19 protein-coding genes, 1 other RNA gene and 1 pseudogene are annotated in these 25,642 nt (G+C 67.2%); 8 read left to right on the top strand and 13 right to left on the bottom strand.

The window, feature by feature from the left end:
• Nucleotides 1-32 precede the first annotated feature (32 nt).
• The 3 genes from JWP83_RS20815 to JWP83_RS20805 are packed head-to-tail and all read right to left on the bottom strand — an operon-like array spanning nt 33 to nt 4,189.
• Nucleotides 33-1,265 (bottom strand): cytochrome P450, encoded by a 1,233-nt coding sequence (locus JWP83_RS20815; protein WP_297734045.1) that lies wholly within the window; start codon nt 1,263-1,265, stop codon nt 33-35.
• The gene (locus tag JWP83_RS20810) at nt 1,258-2,982 is read right to left on the bottom strand and encodes an amidohydrolase family protein (protein WP_297734042.1); all 1,725 of its coding nucleotides are present in this window, start codon (nt 2,980-2,982) and stop codon (nt 1,258-1,260) included. Before JWP83_RS20810 ends, JWP83_RS20815 begins: the two co-directional genes overlap by 8 nt.
• A 10-nt stretch (nt 2,983-2,992) precedes the next feature.
• Entirely contained in the window at nt 2,993-4,189 is a 1,197-nt protein-coding gene (locus JWP83_RS20805) for an amidohydrolase family protein (protein ID WP_297734039.1), read from the bottom strand.
• 239 nt (nt 4,190-4,428) lie between these two features.
• Here JWP83_RS20805 and JWP83_RS20800 point away from each other — a divergent pair, with 239 nt between their 5' ends.
• Nucleotides 4,429-7,623 carry an adenylate/guanylate cyclase domain-containing protein gene (locus JWP83_RS20800; protein WP_297734037.1) on the top strand — a complete coding sequence of 1,065 codons (3,195 nt, stop codon included), beginning with the start codon at nt 4,429-4,431 and terminating at the stop codon, nt 7,621-7,623.
• Nucleotides 7,624-7,632: 9 nt separating this feature from the next.
• Here the strand turns inward: JWP83_RS20800 and JWP83_RS20795 are convergent, their stop codons facing one another.
• On the bottom strand, nt 7,633-8,904 hold the full coding sequence (locus JWP83_RS20795; protein WP_297734034.1) for a cytochrome P450: 1,272 nt from the start codon (nt 8,902-8,904) through the stop codon (nt 7,633-7,635).
• 533 nt (nt 8,905-9,437) lie between these two features.
• Between JWP83_RS20795 and JWP83_RS20790 the strand changes: the two genes are divergently transcribed.
• Nucleotides 9,438-11,999, top strand: coding sequence for an AAA family ATPase (locus JWP83_RS20790; RefSeq protein WP_367185657.1), 2,562 nt, complete (start codon nt 9,438-9,440; stop codon nt 11,997-11,999).
• A 58-nt stretch (nt 12,000-12,057) separates the two neighbouring features.
• Nucleotides 12,058-12,258 carry a hypothetical protein gene (locus JWP83_RS20785; protein WP_297734031.1) on the top strand — a complete coding sequence of 67 codons (201 nt, stop codon included), beginning with the start codon at nt 12,058-12,060 and terminating at the stop codon, nt 12,256-12,258.
• 15 nt (nt 12,259-12,273) lie between these two features.
• Here the strand turns inward: JWP83_RS20785 and JWP83_RS20780 are convergent, their stop codons facing one another.
• A complete protein-coding gene (locus JWP83_RS20780) occupies nt 12,274-13,830 on the bottom strand; it encodes a molybdopterin-dependent oxidoreductase (protein WP_297734028.1) in 1,557 nt (518 codons plus the stop codon).
• Between the two features lie 216 nt (nt 13,831-14,046).
• Here JWP83_RS20780 and JWP83_RS20775 point away from each other — a divergent pair, with 216 nt between their 5' ends.
• Nucleotides 14,047-16,686: an adenylate/guanylate cyclase domain-containing protein gene (locus JWP83_RS20775; RefSeq protein ID WP_297734025.1), complete on the top strand. Its 2,640-nt coding sequence runs from the start codon at nt 14,047-14,049 to the stop codon at nt 16,684-16,686.
• Nucleotides 16,687-16,790: 104 nt separating this feature from the next.
• On the opposite strand, the gene JWP83_RS20770 is transcribed toward JWP83_RS20775, so the two are convergent.
• Nucleotides 16,791-18,290 carry an aldehyde dehydrogenase family protein gene (locus JWP83_RS20770; RefSeq protein WP_297734022.1) on the bottom strand — a complete coding sequence of 500 codons (1,500 nt, stop codon included), beginning with the start codon at nt 18,288-18,290 and terminating at the stop codon, nt 16,791-16,793.
• A gap of 75 nt (nt 18,291-18,365) precedes the next feature.
• On the opposite strand from JWP83_RS20770, the gene JWP83_RS20765 reads away from it, so the two are divergent.
• Nucleotides 18,366-19,448 carry a Zn-dependent alcohol dehydrogenase gene (locus tag JWP83_RS20765; RefSeq protein ID WP_297734019.1) on the top strand — a complete coding sequence of 361 codons (1,083 nt, stop codon included), beginning with the start codon at nt 18,366-18,368 and terminating at the stop codon, nt 19,446-19,448.
• A gap of 3 nt (nt 19,449-19,451) precedes the next feature.
• Here JWP83_RS20765 and JWP83_RS20760 read toward each other — a convergent pair whose 3' ends face one another.
• Together JWP83_RS20760 and JWP83_RS20755 are read right to left on the bottom strand one after the other, a co-directional pair.
• Nucleotides 19,452-19,646, bottom strand: a complete 195-nt coding sequence (locus JWP83_RS20760; protein WP_297734015.1) for a ferredoxin — start codon at nt 19,644-19,646, stop codon at nt 19,452-19,454.
• Nucleotides 19,643-20,818: a cytochrome P450 gene (locus JWP83_RS20755; protein WP_297734012.1), complete on the bottom strand. Its 1,176-nt coding sequence runs from the start codon at nt 20,816-20,818 to the stop codon at nt 19,643-19,645. The genes JWP83_RS20760 and JWP83_RS20755 overlap by 4 nt, the downstream gene beginning before the upstream one ends.
• A 113-nt stretch (nt 20,819-20,931) precedes the next feature.
• Here JWP83_RS20755 and rnpB point away from each other — a divergent pair.
• Nucleotides 20,932-21,341: RNase P RNA component class A (rnpB, locus tag JWP83_RS20750), an RNA gene on the top strand.
• 221 nt (nt 21,342-21,562) lie between these two features.
• Here the strand turns inward: rnpB and JWP83_RS20745 are convergent.
• Together JWP83_RS20745 and JWP83_RS20740 are read right to left on the bottom strand one after the other, a co-directional pair.
• The gene (locus JWP83_RS20745; RefSeq protein ID WP_297734009.1) at nt 21,563-21,859 is read right to left on the bottom strand and encodes a hypothetical protein; all 297 of its coding nucleotides are present in this window, start codon (nt 21,857-21,859) and stop codon (nt 21,563-21,565) included.
• Nucleotides 21,835-22,353: a hypothetical protein gene (locus tag JWP83_RS20740; RefSeq protein WP_297734006.1), complete on the bottom strand. Its 519-nt coding sequence runs from the start codon at nt 22,351-22,353 to the stop codon at nt 21,835-21,837. The genes JWP83_RS20745 and JWP83_RS20740 overlap by 25 nt, the downstream gene beginning before the upstream one ends.
• A gap of 22 nt (nt 22,354-22,375) precedes the next feature.
• Between JWP83_RS20740 and JWP83_RS20735 the strand changes: the two genes are divergently transcribed.
• Nucleotides 22,376-22,729, top strand: coding sequence for a nitroreductase/quinone reductase family protein (locus tag JWP83_RS20735; RefSeq protein WP_297734004.1), 354 nt, complete (start codon nt 22,376-22,378; stop codon nt 22,727-22,729).
• Nucleotides 22,730-23,030: 301 nt separating this feature from the next.
• Here the strand turns inward: JWP83_RS20735 and JWP83_RS20730 are convergent.
• A pseudogene (locus tag JWP83_RS20730) lies at nt 23,031-23,325 on the bottom strand (protein kinase); the annotation flags it as partial.
• Nucleotides 23,326-23,431: 106 nt separating this feature from the next.
• Nucleotides 23,432-23,944, bottom strand: coding sequence for a hypothetical protein (locus JWP83_RS20725; protein ID WP_297734001.1), 513 nt, complete (start codon nt 23,942-23,944; stop codon nt 23,432-23,434).
• A gap of 739 nt (nt 23,945-24,683) precedes the next feature.
• Here JWP83_RS20725 and JWP83_RS20720 point away from each other — a divergent pair.
• A complete protein-coding gene (locus JWP83_RS20720; protein WP_297733998.1) occupies nt 24,684-24,908 on the top strand; it encodes a hypothetical protein in 225 nt (74 codons plus the stop codon).
• Between the two features lie 161 nt (nt 24,909-25,069).
• Here JWP83_RS20720 and JWP83_RS20715 read toward each other — a convergent pair whose 3' ends face one another.
• Nucleotides 25,070-25,318, bottom strand: a complete 249-nt coding sequence (locus JWP83_RS20715) for a DUF1918 domain-containing protein (protein ID WP_297733995.1) — start codon at nt 25,316-25,318, stop codon at nt 25,070-25,072.
• Between the last annotated feature and the right edge of the window lie 324 nt (nt 25,319-25,642).

Below are 25,642 nucleotides of genomic sequence, written 5' to 3'. Positions count from 1 at the left end.
GTACCTCCCGCTTGCGGGGGCGAGGCGGGCAATCAGGCCGGAGCCGGAGTGAACTCGACCGGCAGTGCGTCCGGCGAACGGAACGCCACGCCGACGACCTGCGGGGACGGGGCGGCCGGATCCAGCCTAAGGTCGGGCAGCCGGTCGAGCAGCGCGTTGATGGCCACCGTCCCCTCCATCCGCGCCAGGTGCATGCCCAGGCACAGGTGCGGGCCGCCCCCGAACGTCAGGTGGGCGATGTTCTTGCGGCTGGGGTCGAAGCGGTCCGGGTCCGGGTAGCGCGCCGGGTCGCGGTTGGCGGCGGCGACGCTGACGCTGACGGTCGTGCCCGCCGGGATCGCGAGCCCGCCGAGCTCGCAGTCGCGGACCGCCCGTCGTACCACCGTGGTGATCGGCGGCTCCCAGCGCAAGGCCTCCTCGAAGGCGCCGCGCAGCTTGCCGCGATCGGCCCGCAGCTCCGCCAGCAGCGGCGGCTCGGTGAGCAGCGCGACCAGCAGGTTGCCCGAGGCGCGGTAGGTCGTCTCGACGCCGGCGGGCAGGATCAGCAGCAAGAACGCGAAGATCTCGTCGTCGGTCAGGCGCGCGCCGTCGATCTCCGACTCCGCCAGCATGCTGATCAAGTCGTCCTGCGGGTGACGCCGCCGCTCCGCGAGGATCTCCGCCAGGTAGGCCTTCAGCTCGGCGGACGCGGCGATGCCGCGATCCCAGTCGTAGACCACGTTGAGCAACTCGATCGACAGCCGCTGGAAGCGCTGGTAGTTCTCCCGCGGCAGGCCCATGATCCGCGCGATGACCTGGACCGGAAACGCGAAGGTGAATTCGCGGGCCAGCTCGGCTCGCCCGCGCGGCGCGAACCGGTCAATGAGCTCGTGGACCACCCGCTCGACGAGTTCGGTGCGCCAGCGCTCCAGCAGCGCCGTGCGGAACGACGGCGAGACCAGCGCTCGGCTGGCCCGATGCTCGGCTCCCTCGAGTTCGAGCAGCGTGCGGCCCATGACCGGGCCCATGATCCGGTCGTAGATCGACGACGAGAAGGTGTCGGGGTGGGTGAGCACCGCCTGGCACTCCTCGTACCCGAGGACCGTCACGCCGAACTCGCCGACCTGCGCGGCGCTGACCTCGGCGAAGGGATCTCCCACGATCACCGGGTGGGCGGCCCGCGCCTCGCGCAACCGCTCGTGCACGTTCTCGACCTGCATGAGCAGCCCGCCCTGCAGCCCGGCCGGGTCGAATTCCTCCGTGGTCGGGTAAGCCGCTTCAGCCATGAGCCGACACCGTCTCGGTGTCGCGCCCGGACCGCAGCACGGTGCCGGGCAGGGCACCGGTGGCGGCGCCGTCGCGGCAGACCTCGACGCCGCCGACCAGCACCGAGGTGATTCCGTGCGCGTCGGCGACCAGGCGGGGCGCGCCCGCGGGCAGGTCATAGCGCGTGCGCTCGGGCCCGTGGTCGACGGTGGCGGGGTCGAACATCACCAGGTCGGCGTGCCAGCCCGGCGCGATGCGGCCGCGTTCGGTCAGCCCGTAGAGCCGGGCCGGCACGTCGGTAATCAACCGGACGGCCTCCTCGAGCGTCACGACCTGGTACTCGCGGACACCGCGGCCGAGCAGCGACGTCGTGTAGATCGCCCCGCACATCATGTCGAGGTGCGCGCCCGCGTCCGAGCCGCCGATCACGGCACCAGGGTGGTGCCACACCTCGGCGCGCGCCCGCCAGTCGGCCGCGTCGTCACCGGTCAGCGGCGGGCTGAGCCCGGTGCGCAGCTCGTCGGCGATCACGACGTCCAGCAGCGTGTCGAAGGGCTCGGCGCCCCGGGCGGCGGCGACCTCGCCGACGCTGCGGCCGGTCGCGTCGGCGTTCGCGGGTGCGAACGTCTCGACGATGACGAGCCGGTCCCATTGCGCGAGGCCGCGCAGCATGCCGGCCTCCTTCGAGGCGGCTCCCTCGGCGAGGCGGCGGCGCACCGCCGGATCGGCAAGTGCGACAAGCCGTTCGGGCACCGGCAGGTGCATCGTGCCGCGCCAGCCCGGCAGCCCGTCGAGCACGAAGCCGGAGAGGAACGACAGCCGGATTTTCATGGCCTGCGGCAAGGTGAGCGCCACCACCCGGCCACCGCGCCCCGCGGCGATCTCCGAGGCCCGTAACTGCCGCCGGTGCCCGTCCGGGTTTGCGGCCGAGACGCCGAGCAGGTTCCAGTTCAGGGGGCGGTCTGCGGCCACCGACATGTCGGTGAGCAGTGCGATGTCGTCGTCGGTAAAGCCCGACAGGCAACCGGCGATGATGGCCTCGAGCGTGGTACCGGGGTGGCCGCGGAGGGCGGCCGCGAGGGTCACCAGCTCTTCTCTCGATGCGCTGCGGGACGGCACCGGCTGGCCGGCAGCGTCGTTGTGGGTGGGCGACTGCGAGGTCGACATTCCGAGTGCGCCGGCGCCGAGCGCGTCGTGCAGCACCGCGACCATCTTTTCGATCTGATCCGGGCTCGCCTCGCCGCCGACGGCGTCGCCGCCCATCGCGGCCAGCCGCAGCGCCGAATGACCCACCAGGAACCCCGCGTTGACGGCGATGCGGCCCTCGAGCCGGCCCAGCCAGTCGCCGAACGACGCCCATCCCCAGTCGAGGCCGGCCCGCAGCGCGTCCAGCGGCATCCCTTCCACCCGCGCCAGCATCCGGGTGAGGTAGTCGTGTTGCTCGGACGCCGCGGGTGCCAGCGTGAAGCCGCAGTTGCCGCCGAAGACGGTGGTGACGCCGTGCTGCACCGACGGGCTCGCGGTCGGGTCCCAGAACAGCTGCGCGTCGTAATGGGTGTGCAGGTCGACGAAGCCGGGTGCCAGCGCCTGCCCTTGGGCGTCGACGGTTTTGGCGGCCATGTCATCAACCTCGCCGACGGCGACGATCCGCCCGTCACTGACCCCGACGTCGCCGTGGCGGGCGGGCGCACCGGTGCCGTCGACGATCTCGGCGTCGCGGATGAGCAGGTCCAACATGGCAAGCCTCCTACACTGTGGCCGAAGTGCCTAGCCACCCGTCGTCCGGCAGCGGGTGGCGGAACAGCTGTGCCGCGTTGCGGTGGGTGATCCGGTCGGCGTCTTGTTCCGACAGGCCGGCGACGTTGCGCGCCACCACCTGTTGGGTGTCGGGCCAGGTGGAGTCGGCGTGTGGGTAGTCGCTTTCGACGAGGATGCGGTCGGCCCCGATCGCGTCCAGCGCGCCGAACGCGTGCGGGTCGTCGATCGAGCAGAACCAGAAGTTACGCCGCAGCACCTCGCTGGGCAGCAGGTCACTCTTCCACGCCCCGCCCTCGTGGCCCGAAGCCGAGTGCGCCAGAACGTAATCGGCGCGGTCGCCGAGCATGGCCGCCCAGCCCAGACCGCCCTCGGCCAGCGTGATGTTCAGCCTTGGGAACCGCACCGGGATGCCCGACCACAGCATGTCCGCGCAGGCGATCAGGCCGTTCACCGGGAACAGGGTGGTGATCGTTTCAAAAGGCGTGTCCGGGGCCGGGATTGGCGCCCATTGCGCGGAGCCTGTGTGCAGGCACACGACGGTGCCGGTTTCCTCGCAGGCGGCGAAGAACGGATCCCAGACGCCGCTGTGCAGGCTCGGGATCCCGCATTGGGCCGGCAGCTCGGGGAAGCTCACCGCCCTGAAGCCGCGCGCGGCGTTGCGCCGGATCTCCTCGGGCGCGAGCTGCGGGTCGGCGAGCCACGGCAGCTGCAGCGGGATGATCCGGTCGGGGTAGGCACCGGCCCACGCCTCGAGGTGCCATTCGTTCCACGCCCGCAGCGCGGCCAGCCCCAGCTGCAGGTCGTCGCTCTTCCAGAAGACGGTGCCGGCGAAGCCGGCGATCAGCGACGGGAAGTTCAGGGATGCCCAGATGCCGGCGAGGTCCATGTCGGCGATCCGGGCGTCGATATCCCAACAGCCACGGCGCATTTCGTCGAACCGGGCGGCATCCATGCTCCATTCCTCGCGGGGCCGTCCGATCACCGCGTTGAGGCCGATGTTGGGATACTCGCGGCCCTCGTAGCGCCACACCTGCCGCCCGTCGGTCTCGACGACCTTTGGGGCGCCGTCGGCCAGCGCCGCGGGGAGCCGGCCGACGAACAGATCGGGCGGCTCGACGACATGGTCGTCGACCGAAATCACCACGTGCTGTCGCTGCCGGGGATCGGGGTCTGGCAGCAGCGCCATACCTGATGACTATCGTCGGATTTCCGGCGCTGTCAATGCTATCTATGCAATCAATGCAAGGTTGGGGCGCTCGACTGTGCTGCCTGGGCTTTCCCTGTGCAGCCAGGGCGCGGATTTGGCGGATGTTCCGCCCTCAGCGCACACGCGAATCCCTCAGGGCACGCTCGAAGGAACCCCTGTTTCGGGGACAGCGTCGCGATATGTCGGACAGCGCTGATCAGTGGTGACACGATACGGAGGTGGACAACAGCGGCGACGGTCGCGGCGCACCGACTGCGGCGGCCCTTAGCTGTGGGTCGTGCGGCACGCTCTTGGGCACGGCCGCCAAGTTTTGCAGTGAATGCGGCACGCCCGTGGCGCACGCCGCGCAATCCGCGGAGTACAAGCAGGTGACTATCCTGTTCGCCGATGTCGTTCATTCGATGGACATCGCCGCGGCGGTCGGCGCGGAGCGCCTCCGGGAGATCATGGCCGAGCTGCTCGATCGCGCGGTGATGGTGGTCCAGCGCTACGGCGGCACCGTGGACAAGTTCACCGGCGATGGCATCATGGCCGTGTTCGGTGCGCCGATAGCGTTGGAGGACCACGCCATTCGCGCCTGCCTGGCAGCCTTGGGCCTTCAAGAAACGGCGCAGCGGCTCGCTATCGACGTCCGACACCGCGACCGCGTGGAGCTGCGCCTGAGGGTCGGCCTCAATTCCGGACAGGTGATCGCTGGTGAGATCGGTTCGGGGCCGCTGGGATACACGGCCATCGGCGAGCAAGTCGGCATGGCTCAGCGGATGGAGTCGGTGGCACCACCGGATGGGGTGATGCTGAGCGATTCGACGGCGAGGTTGGTGCGGAACGCCGCCGCCCTCGGTGAGCCCGAACTGGTTCACATCAAAGGTGGCAACACGGTGATCGCACGGCGCTTGTTGGCGATCGGCGAGCACCAGCCGCGGCGCCGCACCCAATCGAAACTGGTCGGGCGTACTTGGGAACTCACGACCATCAGCGGGATCCTCGAAGAGGCGATCGCGGGGACGGGCTGCATCGTCAACATCGTGGGACCGGCGGGTATCGGCAAGAGCAGATTGGTCCGTGAAACTGCCACGCTGGCGGGCGGTCGCGGTGTACCGGTGTTCAGCACCTACTGCGAGTCGCATGCCACCGACATCCCGTTCCGCGTGGTAGCCCGGATGCTGCGCGCGGCACTGGGAGTCGACGAACTCAGCGACGACGCCGCGCGGAAGCAGGTACGCGACCGATTCCCGGCTGCCGCCCCGGAAGACCTGCTGCTGCTGGACGACATGCTGGGGATCCGTGATGCGGCCACGACGCTGCCGGACATCTCCCCCGACGCGCGGCGCCGACGATTGACCGCCCTGATCAACGCTGGAGCAGTGGACCGGCCGGAGGCGGCGGTGTACGTCATCGAGGATGCGCATTGGATCGATGAAATCAGCGAGTCGCTGCTGGCCGAGTTCCTGGGCGTCGTGCCCCAGATCCCATCTTTGGTACTGATCACGTACCGTCCGGAATACCAAGGCGCGCTCGGCCGCATCCCCGGCGCCCAGACAATTGCGTTGCGGCCGTTAACCGATGCGCACACCCTGGCGCTGACGACTGAGCTACTGGGCGCCGGGTCGTCGACGGGCGAACTGGGAGCGCAGATTGCCGGCCGCGCGGCCGGGAACCCGTTCTTCGTCGAGGAAATCGTGCGCGATCTGGCCGAACGCGGCGTGCTGCACGGCCAGCCTGGCGCCTACCAACCGTCCGGTGACGCCGAGGATGTCGACGTACCGGCCACGCTGCAAGCCACCATCGGCGCACGCATAGATCGCCTTGGGGCGTCGGCCAAACAGACGCTGAATGCCGCGGCGGTCATCGGGGCGCGATTCGACGCCGATCTGCTGGCCGCACTGGTCCCCGATGTGGACGTGGTACCGCTGACCGAGGCAGAACTTGTCAATCAGGTGAGGTTCGCACCCTATGCCGAGTATGCGTTTTGCCATCCGCTGATCCGCACGGTTGCCTACGAGTCTCAACTCAAATCCGTTCGCGCGCAATCACATCGACGACTCGCGGCAGTGATAGAGGCGCGGGCATCGGCGGACGAGAATGCGGCGCTGATCGCTGAACACGTTGAGGCGGCAGGGGATTTGCATGCGGCCTTCGACTGGCACATGCGTGCCGGCACGTGGTCCGCCTTCCGCGACATGGTCGCGGCACAGACGAGTTGGCGGCGGGCTCGGCGGGTCACCGATCGGCTGGCTCAAGACGATCCTGATCGTTTGACCATGAGTATCGCGCCCCGAACACTCTTGTGCGCGCAGGCATATCGGGTGGGCGGCAGTGGCGCCGACACCGGGTTTGAAGAGCTGCGTGAGTTGTGCACCGCCGCGGCTGATCAGCAGTCGCTCGCCATCGGGATGGCGGGCCAAATGACGTGGCAGACAATGAAAGCGAACCGCCGGGAGGCATCGGAGCTCGCCGACGAACTCGTCGAACTGCTGGAGGCCATCGGCGATTCAATGTTGACGGTCGCGCTGGCCTATGCCGCAATGCTTCCCAAACATGACACCGCCGAAATGGCCGACGTGCTTCGGTTCGCCCAGCTCGCCATCGACCTTGCCGAGGGTGATCCCGCCAAAGGCGACCTGATCTTCGAATCTCCCTTGACGCTCGCAATCACCACGCGCGGTTTCGCCCGATGGTGCATGGGCATTGCCGGCTGGAGAGATGACTTCGACCAGGCCATCACCACCGCGCGTGCGCTCTTGACTGATCCAGGGGCAATTGGCGGTGTCATGTGGTTCACGTACGGCCCCGCGATCCCGTACGGGGTGCTGCTGTCCGATGCAGCGGCCCTGCGCGACACGGCGGAATTCCTGTCAATAGCTGAGCAATCGGGTGACGATCTTGCCCTTGACCTGGCTCGGGGAGTTCATGGCCTCGCTCTGGCATATCAGGACGGTCCCGCGCGCACACGTGGCTTTGAGTTGCTCGCCAAGGTGCGAGAGCGGTGCGCCAACAACCGGTTCGCCTTGAACAATCTGCCATTAATCGACGTACACATCGCGCGGGAAAAGGCGCGGACCGGCGACATCGGCGGCGCCATCGAATTGGCTCGCACTGTCGCCGACGAGTTGTTCAACTCCGGCGGGTGCATCTGGACCGCGCTGGCCACCAGTGTCCTGGTGGAGGCGCTGCTACAACGCGGCGGCGAAGGCGATCTCGACGAGGCCGCAAGCGCGATTGATCAGTTGGCGGCTGCGCCGACTGATCCTGGCTTCATACTGCACGAGATCTCATTGCTGCGACTGAGGGCGCTGCTGGCCCGCGCCCGCGGAGACGAGGCCGCCTACCGCGACTATCGTGACCGCTACCGCGGCATGGCGACATCGTTGGGCTTCGAGGGACACATGAAGTGGGCCGAGGCGATGCCATGATTGCGATATCTACACCAAGCTGGGGCTGACATCCCGCACCGGCCTCGTCGCCGAGTCGAATTCGATTGGCAGCGTTGTCGGTCCGCTCATTCCAGTGAGGGGTTTCCACGGCGCGGGGCCGGTCCGGTGGGCGTTGGGCATGCGCTGCGTCATGACGACCAGGGCTTCGGCGAGCTCAAGCCTGGCCAGGTTCGCGCCGAGGCAGTAGTGCATGCCGGCGCCGAACGTCTGCATTGCCGGGGCTGCATTACGGGTGATGTCGAGGCGGTTGGGGTCGTCGTAGACGGTGGGGTCGCGGTTCGCCGCGGCGGTGTTGGCGATGACCAGTGTGCCGGCGGGGATCACGACGCCGGCGATTTGGACGTCCTCGCGGGCGGTGCGCAGGGTGGCGGCCGCGATCGGTGAATGTCGCATCGTCTCTTCGACCGCGTTGTTCGCGAGCTCCGGATGCTGGGCCAGCAGCGCCCATTGGTCGGGGTGATCGCACAGCACGTGCACCGAGGCCGCCAGCTGGTTGCGGGTGGTGTCGGTGCCGGCCATCAGCAAGCCCGCTGCGAGCATCCGTAGGTCGTCGGCGCTGAGGCGATCGCCGTTGTCCTCGGCGCGGATCAGCTCGGAGATCAGGTCGTCGGTCAGCGTGTGCCGCCGCTGGGCGACCATGTCGTCGATGTAGGCGTCGAGTTCGTCCCACGCCGCCAAAATGGTCCGCTGGTGGGCGGCGACGTCCCAGCTGAAGGCCTTGAAGATGTCGTCGGTCCAGTCTGAGAACAGCTTCCAATCGTCGGCCGGGGCGCCCAGCAGCGCGCAGATGATCGGGATTGGAAATTGGCGGGCGATGTCGGTGACCACCTCGCAGCGCCCCGCGGGGGTGTGGCGGTCCATCAGTTCGGTGATCACCGCCATGATCGTCGAGCGGAGCCGCGCGGTGGCTCGCGGTGTGAAGGCTTTGGCCACCAATCGGCGTAGCCGGTTATGCTCGGGCCCGTCGAGACTGATCAGGTTCGTCGCGACCCGCTCCCATAACGGGCCACTGGCGATGCCTTGGGACGCAAGGAACATGCCTTGAGGCACGCGGAACCGTGGGTCGCGCAGCACGGTCCGCACCAATTCATAGGTCAGCAGCTCGGGCCCGTGCGGGCCGATCGCAATCGGGGCCTCGCTCCGCGCCGCGTTGATGATGTCGTGGGCCTCGTCGGGGCTCTGGCAATGGTCATAGTCAACCGTCGGGAGGCCGGCCTTAAACACATTCGGGCAGATCGGCGCATCAACCGTGGTGGTCATTGTGGTCCCCAGAGGTCGTCGGTGAAGTACCTTCACCACGAAGTCTTGGTGGCGCCGCCTCGCATCACACGCGTAGTCGACTACCTAATCTTCGTATCGCCGGGGCCATAGGCGCCGGTCTGTTGGAAACAGATGTCGCGGTACCCGGGACAAGACTGGTCGGCTCCTGACGTCGGTGTCGTCGTAGTGGGCGCAGGAACTGGACGCCTTGCGATACCGGGGTGACAAGTTGCCGTCGACGACGATTCGGTCCATCTCCAACTCCCGGAACCGCTGGCCGGACGACACGATCGTCACCGAGGGCGCCGTGGATTGGTTGGCCGTAACGGCGATCGGTTGAGAGCGGTGCCCAGCTCGTCTTGGAACAGGCGATATATGAGCGTCTCGGAAGCTTGTTTCGGTTGCCAGCTTTGACATGGGCTGTGTGGCATCCTTTGCATGTGCCCCCGGGCGGCCCGCCTTCGGGTGTTGTGACGTTTTTGTTCACCGATATTGAGGGGTCGACCCGTCGGTGGGAGTCAGACGCGGCTGGGATGCGGTCGGCCCTGTTTGCCCACGACGACGTGTTGCGCGCCGCGATCGAGGGGCACGGCGGCTTTCTGTTCAAGCACACCGGTGATGGGGTATGCGCGGCGTTCTCATCGCCGAAATCCGCGGTTGACGCCGCCGTCGGCGCCCAGCGGCGGCTGCGATTGCCAGTCCGCATGGGGCTGGCGACCGGCGAGGCCGAGCTGCGTGAGGGCGACTACTTCGGCATGGTGCTCAACCGTGCGGCGCGCGTGATGGCCGCCGGGCATGGCGGTCAGATCCTGCTCGCGGACACAACCGCGGCTCTCCTCAGCGGAATTGACCTGCTCAATTTGGGCCCGCGGCGGCTGAGAGACATACCGAGCCCCATCACGGTATTTCAACTGCAAGCGCCGGGCCTATCCAAAGAGTTTCCGCCGCTGCGGAATCTCGACCCGGCCCCAGGGAACTTGCGACCCCCTACTACGAGCCTCATAGGCCGCGAGACCGAACTCTCCGACGTGCGAGCGGCCCTGCGTTCACATCGGCTCGTCACCTTGACCGGAGTCGGCGGTGTCGGAAAGACCAGGCTTGCATTGGAAGTCGCGACACAGCTGGCCGACGAATTCTCGGACGGCGTATGGGTTTTCGAACTGGCCGTTGTTGCCGATCCCGCCGCGGTGCCCGATGCGGTGGCGGCGGTGCTGGGCATAGTTCAGCAAGCTGGCAAGGACGTCAGCGAGTCGGTGGCATCCGCTTTGGAGGGCCGGTTGCGGCTGCTGGTGTTCGACAACTGCGAGCACGTGGTTGACAGCGTCGCAGATCTGGTCGACGCGATCCTCGCGGCCTCGGCGACCGTGAAAGTCTTGGCCACTAGTCGCGAGGGAATCGGCGTCGCCGACGAGCGGTTGTGGCGGGTGCCACCTCTGGATGTCGGTGCCGCCGCGGAGCTCTTCGTTGAACGCGCTCGAAGCGTGGTTTCGGGGTCGTTGGCCGGCGAGACGACCGCGGTGGAGGACGTTTGTCGCCGCCTCGACGGGATCCCATTGGCGATCGAGTTGGCGGCCTCGCGGATGGCGTCGATGACGGCGGCGGAGGTGCGTGATCGTCTCGATGACCGATTCAAACTGCTGGTGGGGTCACGGCGCGGATCGGAACGCCACCAGACGCTGCGTCACGCGGTGGCGTGGTCTTATGACCTTCTGGACGACGCCGAAAAGTCTTTGTTGCAAAGGTGTTCGGTCTTCTCGGGTGGCTTCGACATCGAAAGTGCGTGCGCTGTAGTCGGATCCGATGACGTCGACGAGTACATCATTCTTGATCGGCTGGATGCCCTCGTGCGCAAGTCGCTGCTCATCGCCGACCGAGCGTCCGAACGGAACCGGTTTTCGATGCTGGAGACGATCCGGCAATTCGCCGAGGAACAACTCGCGGCCTCGGGCGACGGCGAGGCAACGCGTAACGCATACGCCCGCTACTTCGCCGAACGGGAAGGCGACGTGCTGGCGCTGTGGGACGGCCCGCGCCAGCGTGAGGCGTTTGTTTGGCTGATCACCGAGTTGGCCGACCTGCGTACCGCTTTCCGTTGGGCAGACGCTCATGACGACCTCGATACCGCGGCCGCGATCGCCGTCTACGCCGGATTTCTCGGCGGATGGATTGAGCAGCATGAGCCGTCGACATGGGCCGAGGAGCTGATCGATCGTGCTCGAGCGGTCGGCCATCCGCGGTTAGGCCAGCTCTATGTGATATCGGCCGAGTGTTACCGGACCGGCAGATTGGACGATGGTGTCGAATACGCCGACGCGGGCGTGGCGATGCTCGGTACCGGTCATTTCGATCGGATGCTGTACGACATCGAGCCGACGGCGCTGGGTGGCACATATATCACCGTTGGCTCCATCGACCGGTGGCTGGAGCTCTGCCGCAAACGGTTCGCGCTCGGAGAAGGTATGAACGCCTTTAATCGCGGCTCCATGGTCATGGCATTGACAACCGCGGGCGAGTTAGACGAGGCGAAGTCGGCTTCCGAGGATCTGCTGAAGGCCGCGGATGCAACCGACAACCCGGGTGCTCAGGCTTTTGCAATGCTTGCGTACGGCTACGCTTGGCGCGACGCCAGTCCCACAGCGGCATACGAAGCGCTGCGCCGGGGTCTGACGATCGCTCAGACCAGCGGCAACCGGATGATCGAGTCGTACCTCGCGGTGAACTTGTCGGCCTTCGCCGCCGCGAACTGCGACCCGGTGGACGCCCTCGACTTCTTGACCCTTGCGATCAAGAACTTCTTCGACACGGGTAGCTACTCTCACATGGTCAGCCCACTGGCAGTTCTGGCCACCCACTTCGATCGGATCGGACAGTATGAGGCGGCCGCGACCATCGCAGGGTTCGCAGTTAGCGCTTTCGCACTAGCCACTTTTCCCGAAATCGACGTGACGATCGCCCATCTACGCGAAGTGCTGAGCGACAACGTTTACGAGTCGCTGAGCGAAGCCGGCGCGTCGATGGCGAACGCGGGTGCCGCGCGGTACGCCCTCGACAAAATCAACCAGGCCCGAGGAGAACTGCATGCCGTCTCGGAATAGACGGGTTTCGAGAGTCTCAAACCTTCTGCGGCCCTGCCCGGTCGCGTAGCCTCCCTGTATGAGAAGGACTTTCGTCGCTACATTCGCGTTCGGGTTGATCGTCGCGCTGTTCGGTCTGATCTGGGCACTCCAGGGATTCGGAGTGCTTGGTGGTAGCCCGATGAGCAACACCACGACCTGGTCCATCATCGGTCCGATCACGGTGTTGATCGGCCTCGTGATCGCGGTGTTCAGCTGGCGGAAACTCTCTTCCAAATAGCACCGAAACAGCGCCTCATCGCTCCGCCACGGTGAAGTCCACCGTGTGCCAGCCGGTGGCGCCGTCCGGAACCGTACCAACTCGATCTGCCGTCTGGACAGCCCCGGTGTTGTCGGTGGCACGCACGGTGATGGAGTGCTTCCCAGGGCTTTTCGCCTGCCACGGGAAGCTCCATAACCGCCACGTCCCGTTGGAATAGCTCGCGCCTTGTTCGGCGGGCTGCCACACGCCGTCGTCGATGAGGACCTCAACGGCCCGCACGCCACGATTCTGCGCCCAGGCGACACCGCCAAACACCACGGGCCCCATCGGCACCTTCTGGCCGCCTTTCGGCACGTCGATCCGCGACTCGGTCTTGATGGGTGCACGCGGCGCCCAGCCCTGCCGCGTCCAGTACGCCTCCGCTCTGTCGAAGCGGGTGAGCTCCATCTCGACGACCCACTTGGTGGCCGACACGTACCCGTAGAGCCCGGGTACTACCAGCCTGGCCGGATAGCCATGCTCGATCGGCAGCGGCTGACCATTGAGGGCGACCGCCAGGAGTGCGTCGCGGCCATCGGTCAGCGCCTGCACTGGCGTCCCGGCGGTGAACCCGTCGATCGATGTCGAGAGCACCATATCGGCATCCGCGTGCACGCCGGTCACCGCCAGCAGATCAGCCACCCGGTAGCCCGTCCAGAGACCCGTCGAGATCAGGTTGCCTCCAACGGGATTCGAAACGCAGGTCAACGTCGTCACCGTTTCGACGGCATCGAAGTGGGTGAGGTCGTCGAAGCTGTAGGTGGCTTCGCGGTCCACCATGCCATGGATGCGCAGCCGCCAGTCGCCGTGGCTGAGTTGGGGAACAATGAGTGCGGTGTCCACCCGGTAAAAGTCGGCGCTGCTCGTGACAAAGCTCGGTAGCGCAACGCCTTTCGGTTGCACATCTGCAGGTATCGGTGGCGCCGGTGTGCGCGGTCGGGGAATTGCGAAGGTGCTGCGGTCAGCGGTCACCGAGTGCACCAACCGCGTGATGACCGCACCCACCACGCCACTCACAACTCCGAATCCGAGCAATCCGTAGACGAGCAACCTGCGCCTTCCGGCGTCCGGCTCGTCGTGGACGGCTCGGTCTTCCGGGTCTTCCGGGTCTGCCGGGCCGGGCCAGAACCGGCGGGTGAGCACGCGTAGGGCCGCCACACCGCAGGCGGCGCCCGCGACAGTGGGGATCGTGTCGAGCGCCGTCGCGCCCGGCCGCGACAGCACGGCGACGCATCCGAGGACGCCCGCCGCCGCGATCGCGGCGCTGCCGAGTGGGCGCCGCCGAGTTTCCACGGTGCCGGCGATCGCGCCGATCGTGGCGATGACCACGAGCACCACGACGGCCAAGAAGAGCTTGTCCAGGGAGCCCAGCGTCTGAATCGCCCACTCTTTGATGGGCCCGGGTGTCAGGTCGACAACCGCTGAGCCGATCGCAGTGCGCGCGTCGGCCCGCGCACCGAACGGGATGCCCACCAGTTGGGCTACCCCAAGCGAGACGGACGCGGCGGCGACGCCGGCGATCATCCGCTCATTCGACGGGGCGGCAGCCATCGGAGTTACTGTACTCGCGTTCCCATCGCTGACCGCAAATACGTTGCCGTGCAGGCGAACCAGCGGCACCGGCATGCTGCCGTCGGCCCTTGGCACGGTACTGGGAATCTAGGCCTGCCCGGCTTGTCTCGAACGGCAGGCGCCGTTTGCTGGCTGGTAGTGGGCTCGGTGTGACATCCTGTGCGGGTGTCCGCGGGCGGCCCGCCTTCTGGGGTTGTGACGTTTCTGTTCACCGATATCGAGGGTTCGACCCGTCGGTGGGAAGCCGACGCGGATGCGATGCGGAATGCGCTGGTGGCGCATGACGAGGTGCTGCGCACCGCGATCGCAAAGCATGACGGCCATGTGTTCAAGCACACCGGTGACGGTGTGGTCGCCGCGTTCGCGTCGCCGATGTCCGCGGTGGATGCGGCGGTGGCTGCGCAGCAGTCGTTGGAGTTGCCGGTACGGATGGGCATTGCGACCGGCGAGGCCGAACTGCGGGAGGGGGACTACTTCGGCGCGGTGCTGAACCGTGCCGCACGGGTGATGGCCGCCGGGCATGGCGGTCAGATCCTGCTGGCCGAATCGACGGCGGGGCTGCTCAGTGGGGTCGACCTGGCAGATCTGGGGCCGCGACGGTTGCGGGACCTGCCGACGCCGGTTGGCGTGTTTCAGGTCCGAGCACGCGGACTGCGGGCCGAGTTTCCGCCGCTTCGGGCGCTGGATACTCGTCCGGGAAACTTGCGGCGCGCGGCGACCAGCATCATCGGGCGCGCGTCCGAACTCGACGAGGTGCAAGCCGCGGTCAAGGCGCATCGGCTCGTGACGTTGACCGGTGTCGGCGGAGTAGGCAAGACCCGGCTGGCGGTGGAGGTCGCCTCACGGATGGCCGATGAATTCCCGGACAGTGTCTGGCTTTTCGAACTGGCCGCGGTCACCGATCCGGCGTCGGTGCCCGACGCGGTGGCCGCGGTGCTGGGCATCGCCCAACAACCCGGAATGAGTGTCAGCGACTCGGTGGCCGCCGCGTTGGAGGGCAGGGTCCGGCTCTTGGTGTTCGACAACTGCGAGCATGTGCGTGACGCCGCAGCCGATCTCATCGAGGCGATCCTCGCGCGGTCCGCGACGGTGACGATTATGGCCACGAGCCGCGAAGGGTTGGGGGTCGTCGACGAGCAGTTGTGGTTCGTGCCCTCGCTGGGCGTTGGCGCGGGCATCGATTCTGCAGCGGTGGATTTGTTCGTCGAGCGCGCCCGCAGCGTCGCTTCCGGGTTCTCGATGGCCACGACCGGTGAGGTGGAGGCGGTCATCGAGATTTGCGGCCGTCTCGACGGCATCCCGCTGGCCATCGAGCTGGCCGCATCGCGTCTGCTCTCGATGACCGTCGCCGAACTGCGGGATCGCCTCGATGACCGGTTTCGGCTGCTGGTCGGGTCGCGGCGCGGCCTAGAACGTCACCAAACCCTGCGCCACGCCGTGGCATGGTCTTACGATCACCTCGACGATGCCGAAAAGTCTTTACTGACAAGGTGTTCGGTGTTCGCTGGCGGGTTCGATCTCTCCGCCGCGTGCGCGGTGGCCGATTGTGATGACGAACTCGCCACGCTGGATCTGCTGGATGCGCTGGTGCGCAAGTCGCTGGTGGTCGCCGACCGGACGTCGGAGCGGACTCGATTTTCGATGCTGGAGACCATCCGTCAGTTCGCCGAGGAGCAACTCGTCGCTTCCGGTGCGGCACCCGAGGTCCGGACCGCGCATGCCCGCTACTTCGCCGGGCGTGAAGCCGACATCATGGCCCTATGGGACAGCCCCCGACAGCGCGAGGCTTACAACTGGTTCGGTGTCGAACTGGCCAATCTGCGCACGGCATTTCGGTGGGCAGCCGACCACAGCGACCTAGACACCGCCGCCGCCATCGCCATCCACGCGACGATGCTTGGTCTTTTAGTGGAACAGTACGAGCCCGTCGCGTGGGCCGAGGAGCTCATTGAACCTGCGCGCGAGGTCGACCATCCGCGGCTTGCGCAGCTTTATGTGGTGGCAGCGCAGTGCCACGCGGCCGGACGGGTCGACGACGCCGTCGGCTACCTCGACGCCAGCCACCAGATAACGCAGCGCGGAGGATTCGACGAGGTTCCATACGAGCTACAAATTTCGACCGGCATTGTGTACAGCCACGCCGGTCAGTCCGACCGGTGGGCCGATCTGTGCCGCCGTGCGATAGCGGCGGATGCGGGCCCCCTGACGATCACCCGCGCATGTCTGGTTATGGCGTTGTGGTTCTTGGGCGAGGGTGACGAAGCGAGGATGGTTTCGCAAGGGCTGCTCGCCGAAGCCGATTGCACTCAGAATCCGATGACGGCTTGCTTCGCGCTCTTGGCGCACGGCCTTGCCTACCAAGACGCGGATCCCGTCGCCGCGTATGACGCCCTACGCCGAGCCCTGACGACCGCCCGGGAGAGCGGCAACCGGCAGATGGAATCGGCGACGGCGGCAACGCTGTTGATCGGTGCGGCTACCGAAACCAACCCCATCCAGTTCGTCGAATATCTGACGGTGGCGATCCAGCACTACGACGACTCCGGCAATGTGGCCAACCTGCGAAACCCGCTGGCAATCCTCGCCTGTCAGCTGGATCGCCTCGGGCACCACGAACAGGCCGCGACCATCTGCGGGTTCGCCGCGTCCGCCTTTACGTTTGCGAGCTACCCCCAACTCAGCGCGACGATTGACCACCTCCGCGACGTCCTCGGCGACAATACCTACCAATCGCTCGCTCGCAAGGGAGAAACCATGACGATCGCTGCCGCGGCGACCTACGCCTACGACCAAATCGACCGGGTCCGAACAGAGCTGGACGCGGTCTCGGAATAGACGCTGTGCGTCCTGGGCTTCGAGTGTGCGTCCAGGGCGAAGATTTCGCGGATTTTCCGCCCTGAGCGCACTCGCGAAGCCGCCAGCGCACACTCGACGATGAGCTAGCGCGGGACGGGATGCCGGACGAACGTCCGTGGCTGGGTGAACGCCCGGATCCCGTCGACGCCGAGTTCCCGGCCGAGGCCGGACTGCCCGCAGCCGCCGAACGGCAGGCGCGGGTCCTGGGCGGCAAGTCCGTGGCAGTTGACGCTGACCGTGCCGGCGACGAGCTGGCTCGCGATCCGGTCGGCGAGCGCGTCGTCACCGGTCCAGACTGATGCGGTGAGGCCGAATTCCGTTGCGTTGGCGGCGGTTACGGCGTCTTCGATGCTGTCGTAGCCGAAGATCGGCAGCACCGGGCCGAACTGCTCCTCGGTGGCCAGTCGCGAGTCCGGGGCGAGGCCGGTGACGACGGTCGGCAGCGCGAAGTAGCCACCGGCGCCGGCGTCGGCCTCGCGGATCCGCCCCGCGGTGCGCACCGACGCGCCCCCGGCCTCGGCGTCTCCGACCAGCGCGGCGACCCTGTCGCGCCCGGCGGCGGTGTGCAGCGGACCCAGCGTGGTCTCCTCGGCGAGGCCGTCGCCGATCACCTCCCGCTCGCAGCGCGCGAGCACCGCCTCGGCCAGCTCGCCGACCCGTTCCGCGGGCGCATACAGCCGCTTGATCGCCATGCAGACCTGACCGCCGGTGGTATAGGTCGCCGCCACCAGCCGCTCCACCAGCTCGTCGGTGACCGCGATGTCCGAAGCGATGATCGCGGCGTCGTTGCCGCCGAGCTCGAGCAGTACCGGGGTGAGGCGCGGCGCGGCGGCCGCCATGACGGCGCGCCCCGTGGCCACGCCGCCGGTCAGCGAGATCAGGTCGATGCCCGGGTGGGTGACCAGCGCCTGGGCGAGCTCGCTGCCAGGTCCGGAGAGGACGTTCACCACTCCCGGCGGCAGCGCCGCGGCCAGCGCCCCGGCGAGCCGCAGCGCCGCCAGCGGACAGCTCGGCGGAACCTTGACGACGGCGGTGTTGCCCGCGGTCAACGCCGACGCCAGCTTCGTCATGGTCAGCGCGAGCGGCCAGTTGAACGGCAGTACCAGCGCGGCCACGCCGAACGGCTCCCGGTGCAGCCGCGGAAATGCCGAACCCGGGTCGACCTGCTCGGGCGCCAGCGCCTCCTGGGCCATGGAACCGATCAGCGCGGCCAGCCCCGGCCCGGTGCTGATCTCGAAGTTCGCCTCGGAAAGCACCTTGCCGTGCTCGCGGGTGTACAGCCGCGCGCCGTCGCGGACGGCCAGCTGTTCGGCGGCCGCCGCCGCGGCGACCGAGACGGCGGCGACCCGTTCGGCGACGCCGAGCGCCCGCCATTCCGGCGCCGCGCGCCTTGCCGCCGACACCGCGGCGTCGAGCTGGGCGCGGTCGGCGGCCGGTGCGTGGCCGACGGTCTCGGCCGGCCGGGCCGGGTTGTGCACGGGATAGGTGCCCGCGGCGCCGGGTTGCGGCTCACCACCGATCGTCAGCACCGGCTCGTCGCCGGCAGTTTGGCTTTCCCGCGTGATCGTCGTTGATCCCGTCATGACCCGTCTCCCTTGACCCGGTGCGGTTGTCCCGTCATCGTATGTCGCTATGACGCAGATCACAGGCCCGGTCCGATGAAAGCCGTCGTGCTGCGCGAGGTCGGACAACCCACGGCGGTGGAGGAGCTCGCGCTAAGGCCCCTGCGCGGTCACGAGGTACGGGTGCGATTGCACGCCAGCGGCGTGTGCCACAGCGATCTGTCGTTGCGCGACGGAGCGATACCGACGCTGCTGCCGTCGACGCTCGGGCACGAGGGCGCGGGGATCGTCGCCGAGGTCGGCGCCGACGTCGGCACGGTCAGCACGGGTGACCACGTGGTGCTGACCTGGAGCGTGCCCTGCCGGTCCTGCCCGCATTGCCTGCGCGGCGAGGCCCAGCTGTGCGTGCACGGCTACGACCACGCCTACGGCGGCCCGTACGCCGAGGGCGCCGGCGCCCCCGTGTGGCCGGGGATGGGTGTCGGTTCGCTGGCCGAGGAGACGCTGCTGCCGGCCGCGGCGGTGGTGCCGGTCGACGAGTCGCTGCCGCTCGACCTCGCCGCGCTGCTGGGCTGCGGCGTCACCACCGGGGTCGGCGCGGTGATGCGCACGGCGGCCGTGCGCCCGGGGGAGAGTGTGCTCGTGATCGGTTGCGGCGGTGTGGGTTTGGCCGCAATCCAAGGTGCGCGGCTGGCCGGCGCGGCGCCGATCATCGCCGCCGACCGGGCCGCCGGCCAGCTTCCCGCCGCGGCGGCCAACGGGGCAACCGACACCATCGACGCCAGCGAGGTCGACCTCGTCGCCGCCGTGCGCGACCTCACCGGGGGCCTCGGGGTCGATCACGGAATCGAGGTGGTGGGCAAGCCCGCCACGATGCGCCTGGCCTACGAAGCCACCCGTCGCGGCGGCAAGGTCACCTTGGTGGGCGCCGCCGGAATCGCCGAGGAGGTGACGTTTCCCGCGCTGTCGTTGATGGCCGACGGCAAGGCGATCCAGGGCAGCGTCTACGGCGCCAGCGACCCGGCGCGCGACATCCCGGTGCTCGCCGCGCTCGCCCAACGCGGCAAGCTCGACCTCGAAGCGCTGGTCACGCGGCGGATCGGCATCGACGACGTCGAGGCCGCGTTCACCGACATGACCGCCGGGCGGGGTGCGCGCAGCGTGGTGTGCTTCGCGTAACCCTCAGCGCGACAGGGTAATTGCCTGCTCCGGGCAGTTCTGTTCACCGGCGACGGCTTGCGCCTCTAGTTCGCCCGAGACTTCCTCGACGAGCACGACGCAGTGGCCCACGTCGTCGGCGTCGAAGACGTCGGGCGCCAAGGTGTAGCAGCGGCCGTGCCCCGTGCAGCGGTCGGCGTCGACGCCGAGGCGGGTCATGACACCGGGAACACCAAGGGCAGCGACTCCACCGACCGCAGCGCGGCGGTGTACGTCAGCTGCGTGCCGGGCTTGATCTCGTAATCCGGGATGCGGCGGTGGAATTCGCGCAGCGCCACCCGCAGCTCCATGCGAGCCAGGTGGGATCCCAGGCAGCGGTGCGGACCACCGCCGAACGCGCGGTGCCGATTCGGGTTGCGGTTGAAGTCCACGAGTTCCGGGTCGGGAAACTCGGCCGGGTCGGTGTTGGCCGCACCCAGCAACGGGCTGACCCGTTCGCCCTTGCTGATGGGACATCCGCCCACCTCGGTGTCCTGGATGGCGACGCGGGCGACGCCGGGCACCGGCGTCTCCCAACGCAACAGCTCCTCGATGGCGCTCGGCAGGATCTCGGGTTGCTCGACGAGCTGGTGACGGTGGTCGGGATGGCGTGCCAGGTACACGAAGAAGCAGTCCAGGGAGTCCGTCACGGTGTCCAGCCCCGCGATGAGGAACAGGAAGCAGACGTCGAGCAGCTCCTCGCGGGATAGTGTCCCGCCGTCCTCTTTGAAGTTCGCCGCGATCATGGCGGATAGCACGTCGTCGCGCGGGCCGGCGATGTGGTCGTCGATGGCGCGGTCGAAGTAGTCGTAGATCTGTTGCGCCGTGCCTGCGCAGGTGTCGTGGCGGCGGTCAAAGCCGGAGTCGCCCTCGGGGCGGATGATGTGGTCCTTCCAGACCAGGAACTTGTCGAGGTCATCCAGCGGCAGGCCGAGCAATTGCAGGAAGACGGTGCACGGAAGCGGGACGGCGAACTCTTCGTGGAAGTCGCATTCGCCCCGGCCGGCGAAGCGGTCGATCATCTCGTTGACGAGGTCGGTGACACGGGGTTCGCGCCGGGCCATCTCCCGCGGCGTGAACAGTGGATCGAGGACGCGGCGGTACTTCGCGTGCTCGGGCGGGTCGATTTGCAGCGGGATCATCGGGCGGATGTTGCCGAGGTCGACCGCGTCCATGTTCGACGAGAACAATTCGGTGTGCTTGAGCGCCATCTCGATGTCGGCGAGGCGGCTCAGGACCACCGCCTGAGGCGACCGGAACACCGGGGTCGTTTCCCGCAACGCCTTGTACATCGGCTGAGGCTCAGCGAGACCCATCACCGACTGATCGACGAAGCCTTCCGTGTCTGTCATGGGCTCAGCGTGACACCAACATCGCTATTTAGGCAATGATTGAATAGATGGGGCCGCGGCCCAATGGCCGCTGGTCAGCAGATTCCGCTGCGGGTACCGTGGATCGTCGCGGACGAGTTGGCCGGGCGGCCGCGGCTCGCGTCGGTCCGCCGGCGTCGAGTCGAGGAAAGTCCGGACTTCACAGAGCAGGGTGATTGCTAACGGCAATCCGAGGTGACTCGCGGGAAAGTGCCACAGAAAACAAACCGCCACCCCCGCGGTGGTAAGGGTGAAACGGTGCGGTAAGCGCGCACCAGCATTCCGGGTGACCGGAATGGCTAGGCAAACCCCACCCGAAGCAAGGCCAAGAAGGCCGCACCCAGTGCGGCCGCGCAGGCGTTCGAGGGTTGCTCGCCCGAGCCTGCGGGTAGGCCGCTCGAGGCACCCGGCAACGGTGTGCCCAGATGGATGGTCGCCGCTCCGCCGCCGTTGCTTATGCCGCGGCGGCGGGGAACAGAATCCGGCTTACAGGCCAACTCGTCCGCCTTACGTCTGCGACCTGCATATTCAGCTGGTCGGAGCCGCCTCCATCCGCAGTGCGTCCGCAGTAAATCCGAGCACCGAATCAATCGCGTCCCGCGTCCGGTCGTCAGAATCGGGCCACAGATGGCTGTAAGTGTCCAGCGTCTCGACCGCGCTGGCGTGGCCGAGCCGTGACTGGACCGTCTTCACACTCTCCACGTGACGGATCAACAGGCTTGCGTATTAGTGGCGCAAGGCGTGGAAGCCCGTCCCGGCAGGAAGCCCAGCCGCCTTGACCGCAGCGCGCCACTTGTGCCCGAACACCGACCGGGTTATCGGCTTCCCCGCCAGAGTGAACACCAGGCCGTCAGGGCCGTCGGGAAACTCCGCTAGATGTGCCGCCAGCGCGTCCACAACCACCCGGGGCAATGGAATTGTCCGGTTGCTGGCCCGCGTCTTAGGCGGAGCCAATTCCGGTGCCCGGCCCTGCACCGTGACGAGCTGCCGGTCCACCGTCACCACGCGCTCAAGAAACCGCACGCGGCCACTGTCAACCCGAAGCATTCCCCCTGACGCATGCCGGTCCCCGCCGCCAGCGTGACGAGCGCCTGTAGCTGCGGGGGAAGGACGGCACGGACCGCTTCCACTTGCTCGGTCACCAGCGGCACCACCTGCTTGCGCTGCACCTTCGGCAACTTCGTTCCGTCGCACGGGTTTGATGCGATCCGCCGATCCCGGATCGCCGTTTTCATCACCGTGGAAACTATGCCGTGCACCACCCCGACCGTGGCCGGGGCCAGCGCCAGGCCCTTTACCCACGCCTGTATATCGCTGGGCATGATCGACGAAAGGCAGCGGTCGCCCAGCGTCGGATAGGCGTGCCTGCGAAGCATTGTCTCGACGTGCGCCTGTGAGCTGAGCCGCTGTACCTGCATTCCCCGCCACCGCTCCGCATAGTCCCGGAACGTGATTTGCCCCGCCTTCGGGTCGACGTACTGAAGCGTGGGCTGAGGCCCGGCTAGGCTGGCGAGCATCGCTCGGCCCAAGGAGATTGTGATGCGCCGCGGAATATTCGGTACCCCGATAGTGCCCGCCTTTAACGCTGTCGCGGCGAAGCTTATCGATGTGCCCCTGTTGGGCAACGTTGTGCGCCGAAACCTGGTGATGATTTCCTACGTCGGCCGTCGCTCAGGCAAGACGTTCACCACACCGGTGAATTACCGGCGGGTCGGTGACGAGGTTGTCATCGGTGTCGGGCTTCCCGGCGCCAAGAACTGGTGGCGAAACTTCCTGGGCGGCGGCGGCCCGATTACGCTGCGGCTCAACGGCACCGACCGAACCGGGCACGCCGTCGCGACCCGCGACGATCAGGGCCAGGTGACCGTCACGGTCAAGCTGGACGACCGGTAGGCGCGATTCCCGAGGTCCATTGCCTTCATCCAGGTCGGCAACGGCCCAGCCCGGGCTGTCGCCAGTCCCGGTCGCCACGAGTCCTTCAATTTCCTTTGCCGGAACGGGGAATCGGGGCCGACTCGCGGTGGCGTCTGCCGGTCCGGCGATGTGAGGTCACCGGGTGGGGTGGTAGCGGAGCCGTAGCCGACTTTGTCAGCGAGGTCGCGGCGCTGAGCGTCGTCAGCGATGCTTACGCCCAGCCACGTACCGGTCGGCTATCCGCAGGGGCGGCACATTCGTCGGAGAAGGCGCGCTGGGGAAGCGCGGCGGCGATCTGGCGTACGATCGCCACCGTCCGTGCCGAGCTCAGCAGGCCACGCCGCGTCAACATGGCGCGCAGATCGGTACCTTCGATCAGTCGCATGTCTACGTAGAACTGCCCGTCGATCTCCCCGCACTGGTTGGATGGGCACCACATGCGGCTCATGCAGCCTCCCCGCGGCACGCGCCTCCCGGTACAGCCGCTGCCTAAAAACCTGGTTCTGCGAGTACGGGGCCGCCAGCAGCTTCACCGCCACCACACGACCCATCACGGTGTCTTCGGCCTCATACACCGCAGTAGACATGGCGTACCGACCGGTGGCCGCCGCAGCGTCGTCGAGAGCTGCGGCATTCCAGGCTCGGCCTCGGTCGGCTTCATCAGATGTGTCTGCCACCTCTCTAGCCGGAGTTTCCCGGACGAGCGAAGAACTCTGCCAACGCGACGATCGAAAACGGAGGCGGATACCGGCCAAGCTGACGCAGTTGCTCCGCGGTGCATACCTGGGACAGGCCTGGCGGCACAGTGGCGTAGCCCTCGTCGTCATAGACGGGGGAACCATACCTGGCCCAGCGGGCATACTCGGACATGACTTCGCGCGCTTCCTCAGGCGTCATAGCGGGGTTTTCCTCCACGACATCTGCGACGGTTCCCCCGCGCGACATAAGGAACCGTGTGCCGTGTTGCAGCTGTTTGATCTCTGTGTCCCACATGATTGGGTCATCGAGTTCGACCCCGTAGACAGAACTGTTGCCGTCGTTGGCGCCGAGCGCGAATGCCCGAGCGACATCCAAGTTGGTCGTTACGTAGGTGTGCTCCCGTCCGTCACGCGGGTCTCTCATGCGGGTAGTCGGATCCTGCCGTGAGAGGCCCTGTACGTCGGCCCGGTAGTACTCCTGTTCGTGATCGCCCATGGTTTCTTTCTAGCGCGCGGCGCTGCTCAACGTTTAGTCTTGCGGCCGCTCCGGATAGGACGGGGGACCCGGGCGCCGCCGGTCCGGCACGCCATGCCCAGGCCGCGCTGCAGCGCTTGCTGGCGCCGACATGAGCGACATACGGTGCTGGGCGTGTTCTACAAACCAGGATGGGGGATGGCCCTCACGGTCACCTTCACTCGCAGGCGTGATCATCACGCAGGCCGCTAACTCTGTGTCCACCCGGGGCGCGAGACGCAAGGAACGCAACGACCGAATCAACGACGCGGTCGGTGACCTGATTGCCTCCGGTACCGCCTGGGTCTATGCGGTAAACGCCTACGAAGAGAGCATGTTCAACACCGTGATCTTGAACCTCCGCGAGGACGAAACGAGGGACGCGATCAGCTCTGGACGGGCTGCTGTCCACTCAGCACAACTCGCCCCTCGCGTGAGGACCAGACCGGAACATCCACGTGACCGAGATCGACGGCCCGCCGCTGACACCAGCCACGGCCCGCCAGCTCTGTTCGCCGATCGGATAGGAACCGATGGGGAATTGCCGGGAAATACCGCCCGCGTATCCAACACTCAACTTGGGTATACCTGAGTACTATGAAGCGCTTTTCACGCTTAGCTGCAGCGACTTTCGCGTTGACCACTGCTTTGGGGCTGGCCGGTTTGGGCGCCGCAACTGACGCGCGAGCCCAGCCGGGGCCTTTCCCGCAATGGTGCCCGGGTGACTTCTGGGATCCTGGGTGGGGCGATAACTGGGACTGGGGGAATTGTCACGACAACTGGCGCGACCGCGGTCCTGGCGGCTGGGGTCCGGACGACCGCGGTCCTGGCGGCTGGGGTCCGGGCGACCACGGTCCTGGCGGACCTGGCCCTGGCGACCACGGTCCTGGCGACCACGGTCCTGGCGGACCTGGCCCGGGCCGACACTAGCGCTGGGGGACACTAACTGCTGGTGCCCCCAATGCCAGAGGTGTACGTAGACGGTCTCCGTGCGCGGCAACGCGGCCCACGCGCTCGCCGCGTCCGCCCGCATGCGCGAGAGTCCATCACGTGATGGCCTAACCAGCCCGCCAGCAAGCCCGCGGGGATAACGGCGAGCCGCAGCACCTAGTTGTTGGTGCCGCGGTGTGCGGCCCGTTCCTGTGCCCGCTCGTCCGCTGCTTCCTGCTCCTCTGGTGTCACCACAATGGCGTCAGGGCCGGGAACCACCGTCGCCACATGGCCGGTGGCGAGCCACCGCACCACGTAGGGAGGCGAGCCGTCCGCGGAGTGCACCTCCGTAATAAGCCCCCGCTGGTCCGAGCGCTCGGTTGTCGTGCCCTTGATCACCAACCAGTCGCCTACGTTAGCTTTCATCGCCGACTCCTTCCTGCACATCGCCGTACTGGTTCGGCTGATATGGGCCCCGCAGTAGATCGGCGATCTTCCAAATCAGGTTGGCATTGGTCTGCGCCATGTCTCGATTCAACCCCCCGGTGTGACATCTGCAACTCGAAGGAAACTACCGCGCATCTTCAAGATCGATGCGTGGAATCGTCACCTGACTCGTCTGCCTGTGAATGGCCGTGAGAAAGTCCCCATCTGTGGCCAGTAGGAAGTACCCACTGGTGGCCATGTAGAAGTCCCCACTCCTTTGCGGGCTCGTCGTGTCTTTTCCGGGAGCTGAGGGCCTGGGCGGTG

Origin of the sequence: Mycobacterium sp., assembly GCF_025965855.1 — a bacterium.
Lineage (GTDB): Bacteria > Actinomycetota > Actinomycetes > Mycobacteriales > Mycobacteriaceae > Mycobacterium.
Note: the sequence above shows the minus strand (reverse complement) of the source record. Positions and strands in the feature narration are given on the sequence as shown.

What these genes read in the sequence shown, in the direction of transcription:
- JWP83_RS20815 (WP_297734045.1), bottom strand. Translation starts at nt 1,265, where the DNA reads ATGGCTGAAGCGGCTTACCCGACCACGGAGGAATTCGACCCGGCCGGG.
- JWP83_RS20810 (WP_297734042.1), bottom strand. Translation starts at nt 2,982, where the DNA reads ATGTTGGACCTGCTCATCCGCGACGCCGAGATCGTCGACGGCACCGGT.
- JWP83_RS20805 (WP_297734039.1), bottom strand. Translation starts at nt 4,189, where the DNA reads ATGGCGCTGCTGCCAGACCCCGATCCCCGGCAGCGACAGCACGTGGTG.
- JWP83_RS20795 (WP_297734034.1), bottom strand. Translation starts at nt 8,904, where the DNA reads ATGACCACCACGGTTGATGCGCCGATCTGCCCGAATGTGTTTAAGGCC.
- JWP83_RS20790 (WP_367185657.1), top strand. Translation starts at nt 9,438, where the DNA reads ATGCGGTCGGCCCTGTTTGCCCACGACGACGTGTTGCGCGCCGCGATC.
- JWP83_RS20785 (WP_297734031.1), top strand. Translation starts at nt 12,058, where the DNA reads ATGAGAAGGACTTTCGTCGCTACATTCGCGTTCGGGTTGATCGTCGCG.
- JWP83_RS20780 (WP_297734028.1), bottom strand. Translation starts at nt 13,830, where the DNA reads ATGGCTGCCGCCCCGTCGAATGAGCGGATGATCGCCGGCGTCGCCGCC.
- JWP83_RS20770 (WP_297734022.1), bottom strand. Translation starts at nt 18,290, where the DNA reads ATGACGGGATCAACGACGATCACGCGGGAAAGCCAAACTGCCGGCGAC.
- JWP83_RS20765 (WP_297734019.1), top strand. Translation starts at nt 18,366, where the DNA reads ATGAAAGCCGTCGTGCTGCGCGAGGTCGGACAACCCACGGCGGTGGAG.
- JWP83_RS20760 (WP_297734015.1), bottom strand. Translation starts at nt 19,646, where the DNA reads ATGACCCGCCTCGGCGTCGACGCCGACCGCTGCACGGGGCACGGCCGC.
- JWP83_RS20755 (WP_297734012.1), bottom strand. Translation starts at nt 20,818, where the DNA reads ATGACAGACACGGAAGGCTTCGTCGATCAGTCGGTGATGGGTCTCGCT.
- JWP83_RS20740 (WP_297734006.1), bottom strand. Translation starts at nt 22,353, where the DNA reads ATGCTCGCCAGCCTAGCCGGGCCTCAGCCCACGCTTCAGTACGTCGAC.
- JWP83_RS20735 (WP_297734004.1), top strand. Translation starts at nt 22,376, where the DNA reads ATGCGCCGCGGAATATTCGGTACCCCGATAGTGCCCGCCTTTAACGCT.
- JWP83_RS20725 (WP_297734001.1), bottom strand. Translation starts at nt 23,944, where the DNA reads ATGGGCGATCACGAACAGGAGTACTACCGGGCCGACGTACAGGGCCTC.
- JWP83_RS20715 (WP_297733995.1), bottom strand. Translation starts at nt 25,318, where the DNA reads ATGAAAGCTAACGTAGGCGACTGGTTGGTGATCAAGGGCACGACAACC.